Genomic DNA, 21,366 nt, shown 5'->3' with positions numbered 1-21,366 from the left:
TCGGTGAGGTCAACAGTACAGATCCGGATCGTGCACAGGCGATCTGTACCGGCACTGTACTGGTCGGCCGCCTAGACTGTCCAGATGACACGAGCGCCCACCGCCACAGCCTTGCCGGACGACCACGCGGCCCGCCGTGGCCTGTGGCTGGGCGCGCTGGGCGTGGTGATCTTCGCGCTCACCTTCCCGATGACGAGGCTGGCGGTCGGCCCGTCCGAAGCGCCGCAGCTGCCGCCGGCCTTCGTCACGGCCGGGCGCGCGGCCGGGGCCGGCCTGCTCAGCCTCGTCTACCTGGGGATCACCGGCGCGCCCCGGCCCACCCGGCGCGAACTGCCGGCGCTGCTGCTCAGCGCGCTGGGCACCGTGATCGGCTTCCCGCTGGGCATCGCCCTCGCGCTGCGCGAGGTGCCGGCGATGCACGCGGCCGTCGTCACGGGTGTGCTGCCCCTGGCCACCGCGGCGGTTGCGGCCTGGGCCCTGCGCCAACGAGCGTCCACCGGCTTCTGGGCTTGCGCCCTGCTGGGCTGCGCGCTGGTGCTGACCTTTGCCTGGCAGCAAGGCGGTGGTGCGCTCAGCATGGCCGACGGCTGGCTGCTGTTGGCCGTCGCCAGCGCGGCGGGGGGCTACGTCGCCGGCGCCCGCGTGGCGGCCGAGCGGCCGGCCGAGCAGGTCATCTCCTGGGTCCTGGCCCTGAGCCTTCCGCTGACCGCGCCGCTCGCCTGGGCCTGGTGGCCCACGGAGCCGGCCTCTACCGCGGCCTGGGGCGGCTTCGCGTACGTCACGCTGTTCTCGATGTGGCTGGGCTTCTTCGCCTGGTATCGCGGACTGGCGCTCGGCGGCACCCTGCGAGTCAGCCAGGTGCAACTGCTGCAGCCCTTCCTCGCCCTGCTTTTCGCGGTGCCGGTGCTGGGCGAACGGCTGGAGCCCGCGACCCTCGGCTTCGCGCTCGCGGTGCTGGGCGTCGTGGTGCTCGGGCGGCGCCTGCCGGTGCGATCGGCCGCGAGGGCCGGCCGGTGAGGACGCTGGGCCTCCTCGGCGGCATGAGCTGGGAATCGACCCAGGTCTACTATCGCCTGATCAACCAGGGCGTGGCGGCCCGCCTGGGCGGGCTGCACAGCGCCGAACTGCGCCTGGCCAGCGTCGACTTCGCGCCCATCGCGGCCTGGCAACGTGCGGGCGAGTGGGGCGCCGCGGCAACCCGTCTCGGTGAAGTCGCGCGCCAACTGCGCGCCGCCGGCGCCGAGGGCCTGCTGCTGGCCACGAACACGATGCACAAGGTGGCTGGCCCGGTGCGCGAAGCCGCCGGACTGCCACTGCTGCACATCGGCGATGCCACCGGCCGCGCCCTGCGTGCCGCCGGCTGCCGGCGCGCCGGCCTGCTGGGCACGCGCTTCACGATGGAAGACAGCTTCCTCAGCGGCCACCTGGCCGAGCACCACGGCGTCGAAACGGTGGTGCCCGATGCCGCCGAACGCGAGGACGTGCACCGCATCATCTACGACGAACTCTGCCGTGGCAGCGTCCGGCCCGACTCGCGCGAGCGCTACCGCGAGATCATGACCGGCTTGGCGCACCGCGGCTGCGAGGCCATCATCCTGGGCTGCACGGAGATCACGCTCCTGACGCCTCCCGATCACCCCCCTGAACCGGACGGCTGGCCACTCCCGCTGTTCGACTCCACCGCATTGCATGCTCACGAGGCCGTGCAATGGATGCTCGAGGAAACCACCCCATGAACGACACCATGAAGAACCATCCCGCCAGCGTGTGGGCCCTGGCGCAGCGCGCCGCCCGCATGAACCCCTCGATCATCCGCGAGATCCTCAAGGTCACCGAGCAGCCGGGCGTGCTGTCGCTCGCCGGTGGCTTGCCGTCGCCCGAGACCTTCCCGATCGAGGCCATGCGCGAAGCCACCGCCAAGGTGCTGGCCGACACGCCGAAGGAGGCCCTGCAGTACGCCGCCAGCGAGGGCTTCGGCCCGCTGCGCGAGTGGGTGGCCGGCGCCCTCGCGCGCCAGGGGCAGCAGGTCACGGCCGGCCAGGTGCTGATCACCACCGGTTCGCAGCAGGGGCTGGACCTGGTCGGCAAGGTGCTGGTCGACGCCGGCGCGCCGGTGGCCGTGGAAACGCCCACCTACCTCGGCGCCCTGCAGGCCTTCGCACCCTACGAGCCGATCTTCAAGAGCCTGGCCAGCGACAGCTCGGGCCCGCTCGCCGAGGCCATCGAACAACTGCCCCACGATGCGCCCGGCACTCGCTTCGCCTACGTGCTGCCCAACTTCCAGAACCCCACCGGCCGCGTGATCCCCGAGGCGCGCCGCCAGGCCATCGTGGCCGCCGCGCAGGCCGCGCGCGTTCCGTTGGTCGAGGACAACCCCTACGGCGATCTCTGGTTCGACGAGGCCCCGCCTGCGCCGCTGGCCGCGCGCTGGCCCGAGGGCGTGATCTACCTCGGCTCCTTCTCGAAGGTGCTGGCCCCCGGCCTGCGCCTGGGCTACGTGGTGGCGCCGCCGGAGCTCTATCCGAAGCTGCTGCAGGCCAAGCAGGCGGCCGACCTGCACACGCCCGGCTTCAACCAGCGCGTGGTGCACCAGGTCATCAAGGACGGCTTCCTCGACCAGCACGTGCCCACCATCCGCGCCCGCTACAAGGCCCAGCGCGACGCCATGGCCCAGGCCTTGGCACGGCACCTTCCGCAGGGCAGCGAGTACGCCGCGCCCCAGGGCGGCATGTTCTTCTGGGTCCGCCTGCCCGAGGGCTGCCATGCGATGGCCTTGCTGGAGCAGGCCGTGGCCGCGGGCGTGGCCTACGTGCCGGGCGAGGCCTTCTTCGCCCACGCGCCGGATGTGCGCACCATGCGACTGAGCTTCGTCACGCTTTCGCCGCAGGACATCGAGACCGCCGTCTCGGCGCTGGGCCGCGTGCTCAAGCGACATCTCAACGAAGAACTCGAGGAAGCGACCCCCTGATGAGCCGCGAACGCAGATTCTCCCAACTCGATGTCTTCACCGCGACGCCGCTGCGCGGCAATCCGCTCGCGGTCGTCCATGAGGCCGACGGCCTGTCCGATGCCGAGATGGCCACCTTCGCGCGCTGGACGAACCTCAGCGAGACGACCTTCCTGCTGAAGCCGACCGACGAAGGTGCGGACTACCGCGTCCGCATCTTCACGCCCGGTGGCGAGCTGCCCTTCGCCGGCCATCCGACGCTCGGCAGCTGCCACGCGTGGCTGGCTGCTGGCGGGAGGTCGAAGCACCAGGGCCAGGTCGTGCAGCAGTGCAGTGTGGGCCTCGTCAACGTGCGGCGCGACGGCGCTCGCCTCGCCTTCGCCGCCCCGGCCCTGAAGCGTGAGCCGGTGGACGACGGCCTGCTCGCGCAGGTGATCGAGGCGCTGGGCCTGCCGGCCTCGGATCTGCTGGCCGCGTGCTGGCTCGACAACGGGCCGAAGTGGCTCGGCCTGCGGGTGACGAGCGCCACGCGGCTGCGTTCGCTCACGCCCGACCACGGCCGGCTGAAGTCGCTGGCCAAGGTCGGGTTGGTGGCGGCACAGGACGGCGCCGGGGCTGCGGACACGCAGTTCGAGGTGCGTGGTTTCGCCGCACCCATCGGCATCGAGGAGGATCCGGTCACCGGCAGCCTGAATGCGAGCCTGGCGCAGTGGCTGATCGGTGAAGGGCTGGCCCCTTCCCGGTACGTGGCCGCCCAGGGCACGGCGATGGGCCGCGCCGGTCGCGTGCACATCGCCAAAGAAGGCGACACCGTGTGGGTGGGCGGCGACGTCGCGCCCTGCATCGAAGGCACGGTGCGCCTGTAGCGCCGGGGCGGCTTCGCGCCTACAGTCGGGCCCCAGTTCCAACAACCCCAGAGGAGCCCCGACCATGAAGCGATTCCGCCTGACCCTTGCCGCCGCCGTGCCTGCCCTCCTGCTCGCCGCCTGCGCCTCGCCGGGCCATGACCACAAGGGCATGGGCGACGACAAGATGGGCGGCCGCATGGACGGCGAGCACATGATGATGGGCATGAAGGGCAAGGTCGCCGTGGCCTCGCTCACGCCCACCCAGGGCAACACGGCGCGCGGCCTGTTCGTGTTCCACCAGATGGGAGACGGCCAGGTGATGGTCCATGCCCATGTGAGCGGCCTGAAGCCGGGTGCCGAGCATGGCGTGCACATCCACGAAAAGGGCGACTGCGCCAGCGCCGACGGCACCAGCGCGGGCGGCCACTTCAACCCCGACGGCAAGCCCCACGGGCCGCAGACCAGCGCCCACCATGCCGGCGACATGCCGGCGCTGAAGGCCGATGCCAACGGCGTGGCCGACGTCAAGTTCACGCTCACCGGCCCGACGGTCACGGCCGGCCCGACGAGCGTCGTCGACCACGCGGTGATCGTGCACGCCAACCCCGACGACTACGCCACCCAGCCCACCGGCAACTCCGGCGGCCGCATCGCCTGCGGTGTCATCGCGGGCTATTGATCCGCGTCAGCGGCATGAGCGCCCCGCCCGCGACCGAAGAGCTGTTCCGCGAGGACGCGGACCTTCTGGAGTGCGAAGCCGTGGTGACGGCAGCGGGTGACGGTGCCGTGCAGCTGGACCGCACGGTGTTCTACCCACAAGGTGGTGGGCAGGCCGGGGATGCCGGCTGGCTGGTGCTGGCGGACGGGCGCCAGCTGGCGGTCGCCGACACGCGCAAGGGCCCCGAGCCTGGTCAGATCCTGCATCTGCTGGCCGACCCCGCGCAGGCCGCCGACCTGGCGCCGGGCGAACCCCTCGTCGCCCGCATCGATGCGGACCGCCGGCGGGCCCACCGGCGCTTCCACTCCGCCACCCACCTGCTGTGCGCCCTGGTGCCGCATCCGGTGGACGGCTGCTCCATCACCGCCCAGTACGCCCGACTGGACTTCCACATGAGCGAGCCGCTCGAAAGGCAGGCCCTCACCGAAGGCCTGGCCCGCTTCGTCGCCGCCGCGCGGCCGGTGACCACGCGCTGGATCACCGAAGCCGAACTCGACGCCAACCCGCAACTCGTGCGCAGCATGAGCGTGCAACCTCCCCGCGGCAGCGGCCGCGTCCGCCTCGTCGAGATCGAGGGCGTCGACCTCCAACCCTGCGGCGGCACCCACGTCGGCAACACCGCCGACATCGGCCCCGTCATCGTCACCAAGATCGAAAAGAAGAGCGCGATGACCCGCAGGGTCATCCTGGGGTTTGCCTAGCAAAGCCCAGCCGGCCATCGGCCGCGCCTTCTTTCGGCAACCCGGCCAACGCCAAAAGAAGAGCGCGATGACCCGCAGGGTCGTCCTGGGCTTCGCATAGGCGCGCGGGCGCCCCTACCAGGGCGTGCGCGGATCCGGCTCTGCCGGTCCGCTGCGCGAGCCCCCACGGGGGGCAGCCCCCGGCAGGGGGCGTGGGGGCCTCATCTCCGCCGCTGCGCGAGCCCCCTCGCGGGGCAGGCCCCGGCAGGGGCCGTGGGGGCATCAGTCAGGCACGCCATCTGCTGCCACGCCGTTGTCAGCAGCCCCGAACCACGGTGGTCGACGGCCGGGCTGGCGCACACTACATTGCGCGTTCCCCCGCCATCCCATCGGGCCGTCATGCAGCCGACATCGCCGACCGATCGTTTTGCATCCCGCGCCGCGCTGGCCGATCGGCTGCAGGGCGTCCGCGCCCACACGCTGGCCCTGGCCCAGCCGCTCTCGGCCGAGGACCAGCAGGCGCAATCCATGCCGGATGCCAGCCCCACCAAATGGCACCTGGCGCACAGCAGCTGGTTCTTCGAAGCGGTGGTGCTGCAGCGCTTTGCGCCGTCGTACCGAGCCTTCGACGAACGTTTTGCAAAGCTGTTCAACTCCTATTACGAAAGCCTGGGCAGCCGCCATCCGCGGCCTCAGCGCGGGCTGCTGACCCGGCCGTCGCTGGTTCAAGTCCTCGCCTACCGCCGCCACATCGATGAAGCCTTGCAAGCCCTGGTCCGCGGGGCGGACGAGGACACCTGGCGGCAGGCCGCGCCGCTCGTCGAGCTGGGGCTGCATCATGAGCAGCAGCACCAGGAGCTGATCCTCACGGACATCCTGCACCTGCTGTCGCTCAGCCCTCTTTCACCGGCCTACGCGCCACCTCCTGCGCCCCCGGTTTCGCGCATCGAACCCACCGAGACCGGATGGTGGGATTGCCGCGGCGGCGATGTCGAGATCGGCCATGAGGCGGGCTGCGGATTCGCGTTCGACAACGAAGGTCCGCGCCATCCGGTGAAGCTGGCCCCCTTCGCCCTGTCGCGGCAACTCGTCACGAACCGCGACTACCAGGCCTTCATTGAAGACGGTGGCTACCGCCGGCCCGAGTTCTGGCTGTCCGACGGCTGGGCCCTCGTGCAGGCCCAGGGGTGGCAGGCGCCGCCGTACTGGCGCGATGGCGCGCGGGAGTTCGGCCTCCATGGCGAGCAGCCGAGACGGCCGGACGCCCCGGTCGCGCACCTCAGCTTCTACGAAGCGGCGGCCTACGCCGCCTGGGCCGGCGCCCGGCTGCCCACCGAGTTCGAGTGGGAAGCGGCGGTTCGGGCCTGGGGCGCCACGCCGTCTTCATCCCCCGGCCCGCTGGTGCCGGGCCCGCGGGGCAGCGCGGCAGACCCGCAATGCTTCGGCGCCGTCTGGCAATGGACGCGCTCCTCCTATGACCCCTACCCAGGCTTCAAGCCCTGGGCCGGCACGGTGGCCGAATACAACGGCAAGTTCATGGTGGGACAGCTGGTGCTGCGAGGCAGCAGCTGTGCCACTCCGCCCGGGCATGCCCGCCTGACCTACCGCAACTTTTTCCCGCCCGGGGCACGCTGGCAGTTCAGCGGCCTGCGCCTGGCGCGTGACCTCGAGCCATGAAACCATCGCCCGATACCTGCGCCAGCGAATTCGCCCATGCCATGCAGGAGGCGCTCACGCGCCGCCCGCACCGCATCTCGCCCAAGTGGTTCTACGACACCGAGGGCTCGCGCCTGTTCGATGCGATCTGCGAGCTGCCGGAGTACTACCCGACACGCACCGAGCTCGGCCTGCTGGACCGCCACGCCGACGACATCGCGCGCCGCATCGGCCCCGGCGCCGAGGTGGTCGAGTTCGGCGCCGGCAGCCTGCGCAAGGTGCGGCTGCTGCTCGATGCCCTGGAGCGACCGGCCGGCCTGCTGCCCATCGACATCTCGGCCGAGCACCTGCACGCCAGCGCCGCGCAGTTGCAACGCGACCGCCCCGGCCTGTTCGTGCGCCCGGTGGCGCTCGATTTCACCCAGGACTTCGTGTTGCCCGCGGCGCGCGGCCCCCGCGTGGGCTTCTTCCCCGGCAGCTCGATCGGCAACTTCGAGCCCGACGAGGCCGGCCCGCTGCTCGCGCGCATGGCCCGCTGGCTCGACGGCGGGCTGCTGATCGGGGTGGACCTGGTCAAGGAGCCCGACCTCCTGCACGCGGCCTACAACGATGCGCAGGGCGTGACGGCGCGCTTCAATCGCAACCTGCTGGCGCGCGCCAATGCCGAACTGGGCGCGGATTTCAACCTCGCCCGCTGGGCCCACAGCGCGTTCTTCCACCCGCCGCTGCAACGCATCGAGATGCACCTCGTCAGCCGGTGCGACCAGGTGGTGCACCTTTGCGGCCATGCCCTGCCCGTCCAGGAAGGCGAGAGCATCCACACCGAGAACTCCTACAAGTACACCGTCGCGGGCTTCCAGCGCCTGGCCGAATCGGCCGGTTTCCGGCCCGAGGCGGTGTGGGTGGATTCGCGCCGCTGGTTCTCCATCCACTGGCTGCGACCGGCCGTGTAAGGCAGCGCCAGGCGGGGCGACCAAGACGCATGGCCTGTCCATCGCTCGCTCCGCTTCTTCTACTGGCACTCGCCGCCGGTGCCCACGCGGCGCCCGCCTGCCCCGCAGCGCCATCGAAGGTGCCTGCGGCCGTCATCGAGCTCTACACCTCCGAAGGCTGCAGCTCCTGCCCGCCGGCCGACCAATGGATCGCCGGCCTGCCCACCGATGGCTCGGTGCTGGCCCTGGCCTTCCACGTCGACTACTGGGACGACCTCGGCTGGGCCGATCGCTTCGGCGATGCGGCCTACACCGCCCGCCAGCGCCAGATCCAGTCGGCCAGCGGTGCCCGCTTCGTCTACACGCCGCAGGTCGTCGCCAATGGACGCGACTTCCCCGGCTGGCGCCAGCTCAAGCCCTCGGTGTGGCCGGCCGGGGCGTCGAACGCCCTGCCGGCCGATGCGCCCCGCCTGGACCTGCGTCGCGACGGCCAGCAGCTGGTGGCCGAGATCGGGCCAGCGCCCGGCACCATCCGGCTGGCGGGTTATTGGGCGCTGGTCGAGGATGGCCACGCGAGCCATGTCGGCCGGGGCGAGAACGCCGGCCGAGCCCTGCGGCACGAGCACGTGGTGCGCCGATACGAACCCGTCGCGGCCTGGGCCGCCCACTCCGCCACCGAGCGACGCTGGTCGGTGCCCGCGGCGTCTGCCGGCCATTCCGCACAGGCGGTGTTCGTGCTGACGGACGGAGCAGGCGGCCGGCCACTGGCGGCGCGACAGCTCGCGCTGGCATACGCACCGGGTTGCTAGCAAGGTGAGCGACGATCGCTCACCGTGCGCACCCTGCCGCCGCGGACTTCCCGGAAAGGCTCACTCCTTCCGGTAGTTGTCGTGGCAGCTCTTGCAGCTCTTGCCCACGTCGCCGACCGCCGCCTTGATCTGTTCGAGGTTGCCGGTCCTGGCCGCGACGTTGAGCTTGGCGACGTCTTCCTGCATCTTGCTGGCGCCCGCCTTGAACTTGTCCGGCTCGCTCCAGATCTCGGACTTGGCCTTGGTGTCGCCGCTCGACGTGCCCTCGATGAAGCCGGCAAAGGGCAGCTTGGACAACACCGCCACCAGTTCGGCGTTCGCCTGCGCGGCCGCGGGGTCGAATGGCGCCTTGCCGTTGGCCATCGCGGCGATGCGGCCGAAATGGGTGGCCATCACGGTCATCGCCGCCTTGCGGTACTTCACCGCATCCTCCGGCTTCTGGAACTGGGCGGCGGCCGGAAGGACGGTGCCGAGGCCGATGGCGGCGACCACCGCCGTGGCGGCGGCCGAGACGAGACGATTCATGGGCGCGTTCTCCAATGGGACTGGGTGGATGGATGCCCGTGTACGCCTGCGGCGCCCGTCGTATTCCATCTCCAGGGAAACCTCCAGGCCGCCGCGCAGCGTGCGACGGGCCGGGTTATGGTCACGGCCCATGCCGCCCGTCGAAGAGCCCGCACCGCAGCCCCCGGCCGTGACGCCGATTCGCGTGTGGGATCTGCCGACCCGCCTTTTCCACGGGCTGCTGGCCGCGGCCGTGATCGGCCTGCTCCTGACCGGACCGATCGGCGGCCATGCCCTGGCGTGGCACATGCGCCTCGGCCTGTCGGTGGGGGCGCTGATCCTGTTCCGGCTGCTCTGGGGAATGGTCGGCGGACGCTGGTCGCGCTTCAGGAGCTTCGTCCACTCGCCGTCAGCCTTCGCACGCTATCTTCGCGGCCGGCCGCTGGCCGAGGAGCGCTTCGACGTCGGGCACAGCCCGCTGGGCAGCCTTTCGGTGTTCGCCTTGCTGCTGTTGCTGGCAGCGCAGGTCGCCACCGGCCTGGTGGCCGATGACGAGATCGCCACCACCGGGCCGCTCAACCGCTTCGTGGCCAGTTCGACGGCGAGCCTGGCCACTCACTGGCACAAGGCCTTCGGTCGCTGGCTGATCTGGGCGTGGATCGGCCTGCACCTGGCCGCGATCGCCTGGCATGTCCTGGTCCGCCACCGGGCGCTGCTGCGGCCGATGTGGACGGGCGACAAGCTGCTGCCCGCCGGCACGCCGCCCAGCACCGACAGCGCCGGGACGCGGCTGCTGGCGATCCTCCTGGTCATCGCCTGCGGCGCGCTGGCGACCTGGGTCGCGGGTCTTGGGTAGCCGCGCCAACGGCCCTAAACTCCCATTCCCCACGACGCCGCCGCACGGCATGCCCACCCCCGAGATCCGGCTATCCCGGCCCGACAGCCCCGAAGCGCTGGCGGCCACGCGCGAAATCCTGAGCGAGTACGCCGAGTCCCTGGGCATAGACCTGTGCTTTCAGGGATTCGATGCCGAACTGGCCGGCTTGCCGGGCGACTATGCCGAGCCGGGCGGCACGCTGCTGCTCGCCTACGTGGACGGCGAACTGGCCGGCTGCGGCGCCATGCGGCCGCTGTCCGACGTGGATTACGCCAACGCCTGCGAGATGAAGCGGCTGTACGTCCGGCGCGCCTTCCGCCGCTTCGGCCTGGGCCGCCTGCTGGCGGAGGCCCTGCTGGATCACGCCGTGCAGGCCGGCTATTCGGTGATGCTGCTCGACACCCTGGACGACATGGAGGCGGCCCGGGAGCTCTACGCCACGCTCGGCTTCGAGGAGATCCCGCCCTACTACTACAACCCCATCCCGGGGGCGCACTACCTCAAGGCGGAGCTTCAGGGTTCGACCACGCGCTGGTGACGCCCCCGGTCGTGTTCATTGGAGCCCCTCGCCCGACGAGTACGTCGGCCGATCCCCCGAGGGGATGCGGGCCAGCTTGGGAGCGGCCCGGCACTCGGCCCGCGAATAGGGGGTTGACCCGGGATGTCTCTCTGCTACAGCAAGCTCGCCGCCAGGCAGAGGTCTTCCCAGGCCTTGGCCTTGTCGGAGGGCTGCCGCAGCAGGTAGGCGGGGTGGTAGGTGACCACGAGCGGCACGCCCTCGTAGGTGTGGATGCGGCCGCGCAGGCGGCCGACGGCCTCGTCCGAGCCCAGCAGCTGCTGCACGGCGAAACGCCCCATCGCGAGGATGACCTTCGGCTGCACCAGGGCGAGCTGCCGGCGCAGGAAGGGCTCGCACTTGGCCAGCTCGGCCGGCTCGGGGTTGCGGTTGCGCGGCGGGCGGCACTTGAGCGTATTGGCGATGTAGACCTGCTGCTCGGGCGGGCCCTCCCGCCGTGACAGGCCGATCGCCTGCAGCATCGCGTCCAGCAGCTGCCCGGCCGGGCCGACGAAAGGCTCGCCCTTCAGATCCTCCTGCTCGCCCGGGGCCTCGCCCACCACCATCAGGTCGGCTTGCGGATGCCCGACACCGAACACCGTCTGCGTGCGGCTTTCGCACAGGGCGCAAGCCCGGCATGCCGAGACCGCGGCGCGAAGAGTCGGCCAGTCCATGCTCGCCACGCCGCCCGCATCGGCGCCGGCCAGGTCGATGACCTCGACTTCCCTGGGCGCTGCGCGGGGCGGTCTTTCCATCGTCGGCGAGGCCGCAACCGACCTCGGCGGCACGTCGATCGGCGCGGCTTCGGAAGCGAGCGCTTGCGGCGGGCCTGGCTCGGGCTCCGCTTCGCCGATCGATGGCGTCCAGACGGCCAGGCCCATGGCCCGCAGCATCGAGCGCTGCCGGTCGGTCCAGCTCATGCCAGCCAGCCCTCGCCGGCAGCAGGCACCGCCCAGCGCATCACCAGCGCATGCTCGCGCTGCCCGCAGGCCGCCGGGTAGTAGGACTTGCGCAGGCCCGCCGTCTCGAAGCCCCAGCGCTCGTAGAGCAGGCGCGCCCGGGTGTTGCTTTCGCGGACCTCGAGCCAGATCTGCGCAGCCTGCAGCGATTGCGCCGCCTGCGCGAGATGGGCCAGCAGGGCGCGCGCGTGGCCACGCCCCTGGTGCGCCGGAGCGACCGTCAGGTTCAGGAGATGAAGCTCGTCGACCCCGGGCATGGCGACGTAGTAGCCGATCAGCTCGCGGCCGGCGAGGCGAAGCTGGGCCAGGTAGCCCGCGGCGAGCGAATCGGTGAAATGGCCGCGCGACCAGGGAAAGGGATAGGCCTGAAGCTCGACTGCCATGACGTCGTCGACATCCGCCACGGTCATGCGCCGCTCACCCACGGACTGAGTCGGGTGCGCGCGGGATTCGCTGGAGCCTGCCTTCACGCGCCGCCTCCGCCGCTCGGCGCTGCACGTGCAGCGACACGCTCCGCGGTGGTCAGCGCCACCTTGTCGCGCAGGTAGACCGGCAGAGCGCGCTCGGCCGGGACACCGCGCCCGCCGAGCCAGGCGGCGCACGCCAGGCGCAACAGCGCGCCGGCACGATCCGCGCAGCGGGGCCACCGCCTCGCCGAGCCCCAGGGCAGTCGCTCGACGAAGGCCTCGATCGCGCTCCCGGCCACCTGCGCCGGCCCGCCTTCGGCCTGCCAATGCGCCGCGAGGGTGGCGAGGTCATACAGGGCCGGCGCCCGGCGAATCTGCCAGGTGCGGCCGTCATGCCGGTAGGCGGCGGCGTAGACCTCGTCCATGCGCGCATCCATCGCGACCCAGACCTCGAACGGCTCGCCGCCATCGGCACCCAGCGCCTGGGCTCGGGCGTCCTCGGCGACGATGAGCAGGCTGTCGATCGGCAGCACCGGGCAGCCGATACCGAAGGCCAGGCCCTGTGCCACAGACACCGCTGTGCGCAAGCCGGTGAAGGCGCCGGGCCCCTGGCCGAAGGCCACGGCGTTCAGGTCCCGCGGGGCCAGGCCGCGCTGCGCCAGCAGCTCCAGCGCGCTGGGGATCAGGGTCTCGGATGCCAGCGCCCCGCCCTCGGCATTGAGGACGGAATGGTTCGCACCATCGGCCAGGCCCACCGCCATCGACTCGGTGGCGGTGTCCAGCGCCAGCAGCCTCATGCCCCCGGCTCCGTCACCGCGGGCCACCGCATCGGCGCGCAGGTGCGGGCGGCGAGGCGGTAGAGGGCGGACATCGGGCAAGTGTAGCCGTGCGAACATGGCGCCATGCGTCTCCCGCCTGCCTGCCGAGCCCCCCTGCGCGCCCTGGCGGGGATGGTCATCGCTGCCTCTTGCGTGTCCGTTTCGGCGCGCGAGACAGCCGTCGATCTGCCGCCCGACGTGGAGGCCGCACTGCAGCGCGCCAAGCTGCCCGCCAGCGCCATGGCGGTGGTGGTGCAGGAGGCCGGCACGCGCAGGGAGGTGCTGGCCTGGAACGCCGTCCAGCCGATGAATCCGGCATCGGTCTTCAAGCTGATCACCACCTATTCGGCGCTCGACCAGCTCGGCCCGGCCTGGACCTGGACCACGCCCGTGTTCCTCAGCGGTGCGCTTTCGCGCGAGGGCGTGCTCGACGGCTCGATCGCGATCCAGGGCCGCGGCGACCCCAAGCTCGTCGTGGAGCGCCTGTGGCTCGCCCTTCGGCGCTTGCAGCAATCGGGCGTTCGGGAGGTGCGTGGCGACATCGTGCTGGACCACGCCTTTTTCGCGCCACCGACGCGCCTGCCGGCCGAGTTCGACAACGAGCCCTACAAACCGCAGAACGTGCAACCCGACGCGCTGCTGCTGAACCTCAAGTCGGTCAGCTACAGCTTCGTGCCGGACCCGGCCGCAGGCATCGCCCGCGTCGCCGTGGAGCCGGCGCTGGCCGGTGTCCTGGTGGACGCGAGCGTGCCGCTGGCCGGCGGCCCCTGCGACGATTGGCGCACCGGCCTGAAGGCCGAGCTGGCCGACCCGCTGCGGGTGCGCTTTGCCGGCAGCTACCCGGCCGCCTGCGGCGAGCGCAGCTGGCCCCTGGCGGCGGCCGATCCCCAGGCGTACGACGCCCGGCTCGTCGAGCAGTTGTGGCGAGATCTGGGAGGGCGCCTGGGCGGCGCCGTACGCGACGGTCCCGTGCCCTCGAACGCGCGCCTGGCCTTCGAACTGGCGTCGCCGCCGCTGGCCGAGGTGGTGCGCGACATCAACAAGTTCAGCAACAACGTCATGGCCGAGCAGCTGTTCCTCAGCCTGGCCGCGCCCTCGACGGCCCACGCGGTGATCCCGCCGGGCCCGCCGCTTCCCGCGGCCAGTGCCGCCTCCTGGGCCGCCCCGTCGTTGCCGGCCCCGGCGATCCGCCCCGATGACGCGCGAAGCGCACTTCGGGCCTGGCTCACCTCCCGCTTCGGCGAGGCGGCCGCCCAGGCCACGGTGATCGACAACGGCTCGGGCCTTTCGCGAGACGCGCGTGTCAGCGCCCAGCTGCTGGCGCGCCTGCTGCAACACGCGTGGGCCAGCGGCGTGATGCCGGAGCTGGTCAGCTCCCTGCCCGTCACCGGCACGGACGGCACCCTGCGTCGCTCGACGGCCTCGGTGGGCCGCGCCCACCTCAAGACCGGCTCACTGCGCGACGTGGCGGCGCTGGGCGGCTACGTGCTTTCGGACGACGGCCGGCGCTACGTGCTGGTCGCGCTCGTCAACCACCCTCAGGCGGCAGCGGCCCGGCCGGCGCTGGATGCGCTGGTGCAGTGGGTGATCCGCGGCGCACCGAGGCCGCCGCGCGAATGAGCCCATGAGAAAGGCGGCGGCACCGCACCCGGTGCCGCCGCCTTCGAGGGCCCTCGCGAGCGGGCGGTCAGAAACGGTAGCCGATGGACAGGTTGTAGGCCATGGGGTCGAGCTTGGTCTCGATCGACTGGCCGGTCGACAGGTGCGACGTGGTCTTGACGTAGGTCTTGATGAACGAGGCGTCGACGAACCAGTTGCGGTCGATCTTGAAGGTCGCGCCGATCTGCGCCGAGAGGCCCCAGGCGTCGTCGGTCTCCATCAGCGTCGGGTCGCCGCCCGGGTTGGTCAGGGCCGTCAGCGCGGCACTGCCTTCCTCGTGATAGTGGTAGACGTAGGTCAGGCCCAGGCCGACGTAGGGCCGGAACGTCGCCTCCTTCTCCAGGAAGCGGTACTGGCCGAACAGCGTCGGCGAAACCTGCCGCACGCTGGCGATCTTGCCCACGCCCTTGATGGCGCCGTCGCCGACGATGTCATGCTCATAGGGCAGGCCCGCGTACAGCTCGAACGAGACGTCGGACGAGTACATGTAGGTCAGCGTCAGGATGGGCGCGCCGGCCTCCTTCACGTCGACCTTGGTGCCCGGCAGGCTGGGCGCGGAGAGGTCGCCGCTGCTGACCTGGGGCACGATCTGGTTGTAGCCGAACTTGACGGCAACCGTGCCCGCTTCCTGCGCCATCGCAGGCGAGGCGGCCACGGCAAGGGCAGCGCAGGCGAGCGCCGAACGAAGGTTCTTCTTCATGGTGGCAATGTCCTTGTTGCTGCGCGGCCGGCTCACAGCCAGCCCTTCTTGGCCATCTCGATGTTGACCAGCTGGGCGATCAGCTTGTAGCCGTACGGGGTGGGGTGCACCGTGTCGGCAAAGGCCCAGGTCTCGGTCACACCGGCCACCAGCGTGTCGGTGGTGCACACCAGCGAAGTCGGCAGCTCGGCCAGCACCCCCGCCAGGTCGCAGGCCGGCGTGGTGACGTTCGTCAGGCCGTATTGCGTCGGGTTGGCGGCCTGGTCCCTGGAGGTGGAATACAGATCCACCTGGAGCACGGTGGACTCGGTGCCGCTCAGGCCGGTGGCCAGCGCGGCATTGAAGGCCTGCACCATGGCCTCGACCAGCGGCTGGCTGTCCGGCTCGGCCAGGAAGGACGGGGTGATGGCGATGTCCGGCACGTTCACGACGACCACACGGGTGGCCCCCTTCGCGACGATCTCGGTCTTGACATAACCCGACAGTTCGGTGCCAGCCGTCTGCATGTTCGCCACGACGGCGGCGGTGGCGTCCTCGACCGGCACACCGCCGGCGACCATCGCCTGGAAGGTGGCCACGTTCATGAACAGGTCGTTGCCACCAGCCAGCACAGTCACCAGGTCATCGGGTGCAAAGGTGCCGCCCGAAGCGGCCAGGTGGGCCGCGATCTGCGAGACCACCGGCTTGGTCAGCTGCCCCAGCGCCCCTGACGGATCGCCCAGCGCCAGCAGTGCGGCATTGCCCGGGCCCACCGGGTCCGTCACGCGTGCGCCGCCTTGCGCATAGCTGTAGCAGCCGGCATGGTCGACCGTCGCCACTGGGCCGCCCAGCTCGGCGGCAGAGTTCAGACCGGTTTCCGCCGGGCACAGCGGATCCACGCCAAGCGTGGTCGCCAGCAGTTCGGTCCAGTTCAGCGCATCGCCGGTGTTGATGCTGTAGCGACCCCCGCCCATCGTCGCGACGATGCCGACGTTGTAGGTGCCCACGTCGCTCAGGCTGTCGCCGAACGTCACCAGCTTGCCGTAGGTCACGCGGGGCGACTGGTCGCCCTCGCCGCCGCCACTGCACGCCACCAACAGAGCAGCCGCGGCCGCGGCCACCCATGACGGATGAAATCTCTTCATGCCCACCTCGTTGAAAAAAAATCGAACGACCGTTCGATTTAATGCAGACGACTATACGAGGCAGGTTTTCTCGCCCACGCCGGGGCAAACCCTGCGTGTGGCGAGGCGCTGACAGCAGGCGCCGCGTGCGCTCAGAAGGGGTTGTTCCGCGCCCGCGTGATGGCCTGGATGCCGAGGTAGTGTTGCGGCACCGGAGACGGCCGCGTCGCGTCCGCCCAGAGGTAGTTCGAGGCCGTGGGCGTGGGATCGCCGCTGACGAGCGTCAGGCTGTTGCAGTCCGGCAAAGGCGCGCTGTCTTCGCAGACCGGGGTGTCGATGTTGGACAGGCCATAGCCCGCGGACACGCGGACCATCCCGTGCATCAGGTCATCCATCAGCAACAGGCCGAGCTTGCTGCCGTCGTTCAGCAGATTCAGCCGGAGGCTGCGGTTGAAGGCGGTGGACATCCGGCTCAACACCGCGGCGGCAACATCGCCCTTCTCCAGGGCCTCGGCCTTGGCGAACGGCGACTGGCCCAAGTCGGGCATGGTGCTGACGAGCACCCGCGCCCCGGAGCCGGCGAGCTCGTTGACTTGCTGCGCGGCGCGGGCGCCGGCATCCTCCATGAGCGCGATCAGCACGTCCTCGCTTTCGGAAGGCCAGGTGGCGTAGGCCTGCAGCACATCGTTCATGCCGACCAGCACGGTGGCGAGATCGTCCGGCTGGATGCTGTCGCTGGAAGTGAAGGTGCGGATCTGGGTGGCCATGTCTTCCGTCGTGGCGCCGGCGGCGGCCAGCATCTTGGCCTTCGGGTTGCCCTGGTTGTCCGGATTGCACTCGGCGAAAACCATGGCGTATTGCGCGGCCAGGGTCTGAACCCACAGCGGGTTCAACTGGCACTGCAGCAGGCCGTTCTCGTCGGCGGCATTGACGGTGTACTTGCGGCCGTCACTGGTCATCGTGCTCAGGTCATCGCCAAAGACCAGCAAGCGGCCCGGAATGAAGGCATCCACGGTGCTGGTGCTGCCGCCGCAACCGGCCAGCAGGCCCAGCCCGAGCGCGGCCACGGCAGCGAAGTGCAGGACGCGGCGGTGGGCACGGCGGGCCGGCGATTGGGGGGTCTTGCTCATGGTCAGGGTCAGGGGAGTGAGGGCACCGGGCAGTTGGGCTGTCAACCCGCGGCGGCGGCACGTTGAAGGCGGTCCCGCACGCCATCCCAGTCGGAGTCGGACGGCGGGGTTTCGATCCAGATCAAGGGCGTGCCGCAGGCATCGAGCTCGCGCAACGCGGTGAACAAGGCCCGGGCGGCGGCGGCGGCGTCAGCCGGCATTGCACGCCCCGGGACGCCCGCAGGCAGCGGGTGGACGGTGCGTGAATATACCGCCACGGGTGCAGTGGCCCCGGCGCGCACCGGACCGAGCACCGAAAGCGCCGCCCGAAGCGCGCCGGCGTCCATCAGGCGCACCTTGGCGCGCGGGGCGTAATGCGCCTCCAGGGTGCCCGAGGCCCGGGGCGCATCGGCATCGCGGTCGGCCAGCGGTTCACCGCCCAGCGCGGCCTCCAGCCGCTCGCGAGGGAGCGTGCCCGGGCGCAGCAGCACGGCGCGGTCGCGGCTGCAGTCGACGATCGCCGATTCGATGCCCACTTGGCAGGCCCCCCCGTCGAGCACCAGCAGCCCGGGCCCGAACTCGCTGGCCACGTGCGCGGCCTGGGTCGGGCTGACGCGGCCGAAGCGGTTGGCACTCGGCGCGGCTATCCCCGACACGCCGAGGGCCGCCGCCTGGACGAGCAGCGCATGCGCCACCGGATGCGCCGGGCAGCGCAGGCCGATGGTGGACTGCCCGCCCGCCGCCGCGCCCGCGCGGCCCGCTGCGCGCGGCACGATGACCGTCAGCGGCCCCGGCCAGAACGCCTCGGTCAGGCGGCGCGCCCGCTCGGGCCAGGTGGCCGCAAAGGCCTGCGCCGACTGCGCATCGGGCACGTGGACGATCAACGGGTGGTCGGCGGGACGCCCCTTGGCCGCGAAGATGCGCGCCACGGCGGCATCGTCGTCGGCACGGGCACCGAGGCCGTAGACGGTCTCCGTCGGCAGCGCCACGAGCTCGCCAGCGGCCAGCGCGCGGGCCGCGTGCTCCAGGGCTCGGGGGTCGTGGCCGTCGACGATAGGCATCGGTGGATCAGAACGGCGGCAGGCCGAGCAGCACGCAGGCACGCAGTGCCATGGCTCGCGCGTCCTCGGGGGTGGCGCCGGTGAAGGTCAGGTGGCCCATCTTGCGGCCCGGGCGCGCCTGCGACTTGCCGTACAGGTGCAGGTGAGCGCCCGGCAGGGCAAGCACCTCGGCCCACGCAGGCGTGCGCTGCGTGCTCTCGCCTGGCGGAAACCAGAGGTCGCCAAGCAGGTTGAGCATCACGGCCGCCGAGTGCAGGCGTGGCTCCACCAATGGCAGGCCCGCCATGCAGCGCACTTGGAGGTCGAACTGCGACACGTCACAGGCGTCGATGGTGTAGTGGCCCGAGTTGTGCGGCCGCGGCGCCATCTCGTTGGCCACCAGCCGCCGCCCACCGTGCCCGTCTTCGACGACGAAGAACTCGACGCAAAGCACGCCCACGTAGGCCATGGATTCCGCGATCGCCTTCGCGCAGCGCGCCGCCTCTTCCGCCAATGCCGCCGGCACGTCGGGTGCCGGCACCTGGGTGACGGCCAGGATGCCGTCGAGGTGGAGGTTCTGCTGGGCCGGGAAGGTCACGGCCTGGCCGTCGGCGCCGCGGGCGACGATGACCGACAGCTCCCGCTGCAACGGCATGAGCTGCTCGAGCACGCAGCGGGCGCGCCCGAGCCGCTGCCAGGCATCCGCCAGCTCGGCCAGATCACCGACTCGCGCCTGGCCCTTGCCGTCATACCCCAGCGTGGCCGTCTTGAGGATCCCGGGCAGCAGCGCCGCGTCCACGGCCTCGAGGGCGGCGCTCGAATCGATCACTGCATGCGGCGCGCAAGGCACGCCGGCACGGGTGAAATGCGCCTTCTCCTGGGCCCGGTCCTGGCAGATGGCCACCGCACCGGCGGCCGGCGAGACGGGGCGCGTTGCCGCCAGCACCCGCAGGGCCTGGGCCGGCACGTTCTCGAACTCGGTGGTCACCGCATCGGCCACGCGGGCCAGCTCGGCCAGTGCTGCCGTGTCGGTGTACGCGGCCTGGAAGTGATGGTGTGACACCAGGCCCGCCGGGCTCATCGGATCGGCATCGAGCACCGCCGTGGCGTAGCCCATGGCCTGCGCGGCGTGGACGAACATGCGGCCGAGCTGGCCGCCGCCCATCACGCCGAGCGTGGCACCGGGCAACAGGGGCTGCAGGGCGCTCACTTCAGGTCCGCGCTCATGGCCCGCGCGAGCTCCGTCTGCTTCGCGCGGTAGGCCACCAGGCGCTCGCGCAGCGCGGCGTCCTCGTTGGCCAGCATGGCCACCGCGAACAGCGCGGCATTGGCCGCGCCCGCGTTCCCGATGGCGAAGGTGGCCACCGGGATGCCCTTGGGCATCTGGACGATGGAGTGCAGCGAGTCGACGCCCTGCAGGTGGCGGGAGGCCACCGGCACGCCCAGCACCGGCACCACCGTCTTGGCGGCCAGCATACCGGGCAGATGGGCCGCCCCGCCGGCGCCGGCGATGATGGCCTTCAACCCACGGCCCTGGGCGGCCTCGGCATAGGCGAACATGTCGTCGGGCATCCGGTGGGCGGACACCACACGGGCTTCGTGGGTGACGCCGAACTCGGCGAGAATCTGTGCGGCGGCCTGCATGGTGTCCCAGTCACTGGATGACCCCATCACGATGCCGACCACGGGCGAAGCGGCGTTCAACTTCCAGGCTCCGGATCACGGCAAAGGCGGGATTTTACGGGCCCGCTTGTTACTGGACGGTTCGCCCTCAGTTCACATTCCGACATGATCGACATCACCCTTCAGAATTTCGAGGCGGAGCTGGTTGAGGCCTCGCTGCAGCAACCGGTCTTGCTGGACATCTGGGCGCCCTGGTGCGGCCCTTGCAAGGCGCTGGGCCCCACCCTCGAAAAGCTCGAGACGGCGTATGGCGGCCGCTTCCTGCTGGCCAAGCTCAACAGTGACGAGCAGCCCGAGATCGCGGGCCAGCTGAGCCAGGCCTTCGGGGTGCGATCGATCCCGTTCTGCGTGCTGTTCAACCAGGGCCAACCGGTCGACGGCTTCGTCGGTGCGCTGCCTGAAAGCGAGATCCGCCAGTTCCTCGACAAGCATGTTCCCAGCGAGGACGCCCTGGAATCCGATGCCGACGTCGCCGAGGCCGAGGCCCTGCTCGCCGACGGCGGTGACATAGACGCCGCGCTGGCCAAGCTGCAGGAGGCGGTGGCGATCGATCCAGCCAACGACGCCGCCCGCATCGACTACCTGAAGCTGCTGCTGACCGAAGCAGCCTTCGACCCGGCACGCACCGCGCAAGCCCGCGCGGCCTTCGAGCCCGTGGCGAGCAAGACCATGCTCGATGCCCGCTATGCCGCGATCGAGCACTGGCTGAAGGCCTGCGAATCGGCCCCTCGGGCCAGGCCGATCGCCGAGCTGGACACCGCCATTGCCGCCAACAAGCGCGACTTCGATGCCCGTTTCGAACGCGCCCAGACGCTGTTCGCCCAGGGCCAGTACACCGGGGCGATGGACGAGTTGCTGGAGATCCTGATGCGCGACAAGTCCTGGAACCAGGAGCTGGCGCGCAAGACCTACGTCGCCATCCTGGAGCTCATGACCCGCCCGGCCGCCAAGGGCGACGCCGGCGCAGCCGCGGCCAAGGGTACCCTGGAGCTGACGGGCAAGGCCGCCGCAGCCCCCGCTGCCGACCCGGTGCTGGACCAGTACCGGCGCAAGCTGAGCATGGCGCTGTTCTGAGCCCCCCAAGGAAATGACTGCGTCATTCCCGCCCCCAGGGATCAAGCCAAGTGGCAAAGCCACATTGGCTGACAACCCCCCAGGGAAATGACTGCGTCATTCCCGGCCCCAGGGATCAAGCCAAGTGGCAAAGCCACATTGGCTGACAACCCCCCCAGGGAAATGACTGCGTCATTCCCGCCCCCAGGGATCAAGCCAAGTGGCAAAGCCACATTGGCTGACACCCCCCCCAGGGAAATGACTGCGTCATTCCCGCCCCCAGGGATCAAGCCAAGTGGCAAAGCCAC

General features: G+C 71.0%; 23 protein-coding genes. 13 read left to right on the top strand and 10 right to left on the bottom strand.

Features of this window, described 5'->3' with window-relative positions; translation table 11 throughout:
- Positions 1-84: 84 nt before the first annotated feature.
- The 9 genes from ACS5PM_RS30085 (at position 85) to ACS5PM_RS30045 (ending at position 8,590) form a co-directional block, all read left to right on the top strand.
- A complete protein-coding gene (locus ACS5PM_RS30085) occupies positions 85-1,017 on the top strand; it encodes a DMT family transporter (RefSeq protein ID WP_439391700.1) in 933 nt (310 codons plus the stop codon).
- On the top strand, positions 1,014-1,736 hold the full coding sequence (locus tag ACS5PM_RS30080; protein WP_439391698.1) for an aspartate/glutamate racemase family protein: 723 nt from the start codon (positions 1,014-1,016) through the stop codon (positions 1,734-1,736). Before ACS5PM_RS30085 ends, ACS5PM_RS30080 begins: the two co-directional genes overlap by 4 nt.
- Positions 1,733-2,968 carry an aminotransferase-like domain-containing protein gene (locus tag ACS5PM_RS30075; protein WP_439391696.1) on the top strand — a complete coding sequence of 412 codons (1,236 nt, stop codon included), beginning with the start codon at positions 1,733-1,735 and terminating at the stop codon, positions 2,966-2,968. Before ACS5PM_RS30080 ends, ACS5PM_RS30075 begins: the two co-directional genes overlap by 4 nt.
- Positions 2,968-3,813: a PhzF family phenazine biosynthesis protein gene (locus tag ACS5PM_RS30070; RefSeq protein ID WP_439391694.1), complete on the top strand. Its 846-nt coding sequence runs from the start codon at positions 2,968-2,970 to the stop codon at positions 3,811-3,813. Before ACS5PM_RS30075 ends, ACS5PM_RS30070 begins: the two co-directional genes overlap by 1 nt.
- A gap of 64 nt (positions 3,814-3,877) precedes the next feature.
- Complete coding sequence (locus ACS5PM_RS30065; protein ID WP_439391692.1) at positions 3,878-4,474, top strand: superoxide dismutase family protein; 597 nt, start codon at positions 3,878-3,880, stop codon at positions 4,472-4,474.
- A 14-nt stretch (positions 4,475-4,488) separates the two neighbouring features.
- Positions 4,489-5,214, top strand: coding sequence for an alanyl-tRNA editing protein (locus ACS5PM_RS30060; RefSeq protein WP_439391690.1), 726 nt, complete (start codon positions 4,489-4,491; stop codon positions 5,212-5,214).
- Between the two features lie 378 nt (positions 5,215-5,592).
- Positions 5,593-6,870 (top strand): ergothioneine biosynthesis protein EgtB, encoded by a 1,278-nt coding sequence (gene egtB, locus ACS5PM_RS30055; protein WP_439391689.1) that lies wholly within the window; start codon positions 5,593-5,595, stop codon positions 6,868-6,870.
- Positions 6,867-7,802 (top strand): L-histidine N(alpha)-methyltransferase, encoded by a 936-nt coding sequence (gene egtD / locus ACS5PM_RS30050; RefSeq protein WP_439391688.1) that lies wholly within the window; start codon positions 6,867-6,869, stop codon positions 7,800-7,802. The genes egtB and egtD overlap by 4 nt, the downstream gene beginning before the upstream one ends.
- Before the next feature lie 119 nt (positions 7,803-7,921).
- Positions 7,922-8,590, top strand: coding sequence for a DUF1223 domain-containing protein (locus ACS5PM_RS30045; protein WP_439391686.1), 669 nt, complete (start codon positions 7,922-7,924; stop codon positions 8,588-8,590).
- Positions 8,591-8,650: 60 nt separating this feature from the next.
- Here the strand turns inward: ACS5PM_RS30045 and ACS5PM_RS30040 are convergent, their stop codons facing one another.
- Positions 8,651-9,115 carry a c-type cytochrome gene (locus ACS5PM_RS30040; protein WP_439391684.1) on the bottom strand — a complete coding sequence of 155 codons (465 nt, stop codon included), beginning with the start codon at positions 9,113-9,115 and terminating at the stop codon, positions 8,651-8,653.
- 130 nt (positions 9,116-9,245) lie between these two features.
- Between ACS5PM_RS30040 and ACS5PM_RS30035 the strand changes: the two genes are divergently transcribed.
- Both ACS5PM_RS30035 and ACS5PM_RS30030 read left to right on the top strand, forming a co-directional pair.
- The gene (locus ACS5PM_RS30035) at positions 9,246-9,950 is read left to right on the top strand and encodes a cytochrome b/b6 domain-containing protein (RefSeq protein ID WP_439391682.1); all 705 of its coding nucleotides are present in this window, start codon (positions 9,246-9,248) and stop codon (positions 9,948-9,950) included.
- A gap of 49 nt (positions 9,951-9,999) precedes the next feature.
- Positions 10,000-10,509: a GNAT family N-acetyltransferase gene (locus ACS5PM_RS30030; protein ID WP_439391680.1), complete on the top strand. Its 510-nt coding sequence runs from the start codon at positions 10,000-10,002 to the stop codon at positions 10,507-10,509.
- A 134-nt stretch (positions 10,510-10,643) separates the two neighbouring features.
- Here ACS5PM_RS30030 and ACS5PM_RS30025 read toward each other — a convergent pair whose 3' ends face one another.
- Genes ACS5PM_RS30025 through tsaB form a run of 3 tightly spaced genes read right to left on the bottom strand, consistent with a single transcriptional unit; the run spans position 10,644 to position 12,690 of the window.
- Complete coding sequence (locus ACS5PM_RS30025; protein ID WP_439391678.1) at positions 10,644-11,447, bottom strand: uracil-DNA glycosylase; 804 nt, start codon at positions 11,445-11,447, stop codon at positions 10,644-10,646.
- Entirely contained in the window at positions 11,444-11,956 is a 513-nt protein-coding gene (gene rimI / locus ACS5PM_RS30020; protein WP_439391677.1) for a ribosomal protein S18-alanine N-acetyltransferase, read from the bottom strand. The genes ACS5PM_RS30025 and rimI overlap by 4 nt, the downstream gene beginning before the upstream one ends.
- Positions 11,953-12,690, bottom strand: coding sequence for a tRNA (adenosine(37)-N6)-threonylcarbamoyltransferase complex dimerization subunit type 1 TsaB (gene tsaB, locus ACS5PM_RS30015; protein WP_439391675.1), 738 nt, complete (start codon positions 12,688-12,690; stop codon positions 11,953-11,955). Before tsaB ends, rimI begins: the two co-directional genes overlap by 4 nt.
- A 105-nt stretch (positions 12,691-12,795) precedes the next feature.
- Here tsaB and ACS5PM_RS30010 point away from each other — a divergent pair, with 105 nt between their 5' ends.
- Positions 12,796-14,331, top strand: a complete 1,536-nt coding sequence (locus ACS5PM_RS30010) for a D-alanyl-D-alanine carboxypeptidase/D-alanyl-D-alanine-endopeptidase (RefSeq protein ID WP_439391673.1) — start codon at positions 12,796-12,798, stop codon at positions 14,329-14,331.
- Positions 14,332-14,398: 67 nt separating this feature from the next.
- Here ACS5PM_RS30010 and ACS5PM_RS30005 read toward each other — a convergent pair whose 3' ends face one another.
- The 6 genes from ACS5PM_RS30005 to purE form a co-directional block, all read right to left on the bottom strand.
- Complete coding sequence (locus ACS5PM_RS30005) at positions 14,399-15,070, bottom strand: OmpW/AlkL family protein (protein ID WP_439391671.1); 672 nt, start codon at positions 15,068-15,070, stop codon at positions 14,399-14,401.
- 32 nt (positions 15,071-15,102) lie between these two features.
- Positions 15,103-16,194, bottom strand: coding sequence for an SGNH/GDSL hydrolase family protein (locus tag ACS5PM_RS30000; RefSeq protein WP_439391669.1), 1,092 nt, complete (start codon positions 16,192-16,194; stop codon positions 15,103-15,105).
- A 131-nt stretch (positions 16,195-16,325) separates the two neighbouring features.
- On the bottom strand, positions 16,326-17,303 hold the full coding sequence (locus tag ACS5PM_RS29995) for an SGNH/GDSL hydrolase family protein (protein ID WP_439391668.1): 978 nt from the start codon (positions 17,301-17,303) through the stop codon (positions 16,326-16,328).
- A gap of 41 nt (positions 17,304-17,344) precedes the next feature.
- The gene (locus ACS5PM_RS29990; RefSeq protein ID WP_439391666.1) at positions 17,345-18,343 is read right to left on the bottom strand and encodes an L-threonylcarbamoyladenylate synthase; all 999 of its coding nucleotides are present in this window, start codon (positions 18,341-18,343) and stop codon (positions 17,345-17,347) included.
- 7 nt (positions 18,344-18,350) lie between these two features.
- On the bottom strand, positions 18,351-19,532 hold the full coding sequence (locus ACS5PM_RS29985; protein ID WP_439391664.1) for a 5-(carboxyamino)imidazole ribonucleotide synthase: 1,182 nt from the start codon (positions 19,530-19,532) through the stop codon (positions 18,351-18,353).
- Positions 19,529-19,993 (bottom strand): 5-(carboxyamino)imidazole ribonucleotide mutase, encoded by a 465-nt coding sequence (purE, locus tag ACS5PM_RS29980; protein WP_439391847.1) that lies wholly within the window; start codon positions 19,991-19,993, stop codon positions 19,529-19,531. Before purE ends, ACS5PM_RS29985 begins: the two co-directional genes overlap by 4 nt.
- Positions 19,994-20,110: 117 nt before the next feature.
- Here purE and ACS5PM_RS29975 point away from each other — a divergent pair, with 117 nt between their 5' ends.
- Positions 20,111-21,079: a tetratricopeptide repeat protein gene (locus tag ACS5PM_RS29975; protein WP_439391663.1), complete on the top strand. Its 969-nt coding sequence runs from the start codon at positions 20,111-20,113 to the stop codon at positions 21,077-21,079.
- Positions 21,080-21,366: the final 287 nt, after the last annotated feature.

The sequence above is a fragment of the Ideonella flava genome, from assembly GCF_051857595.1.
GTDB lineage: Bacteria > Pseudomonadota > Gammaproteobacteria > Burkholderiales > Burkholderiaceae_C > Ideonella.
Note: the sequence above shows the minus strand (reverse complement) of the source record. Positions and strands in the feature narration are given on the sequence as shown.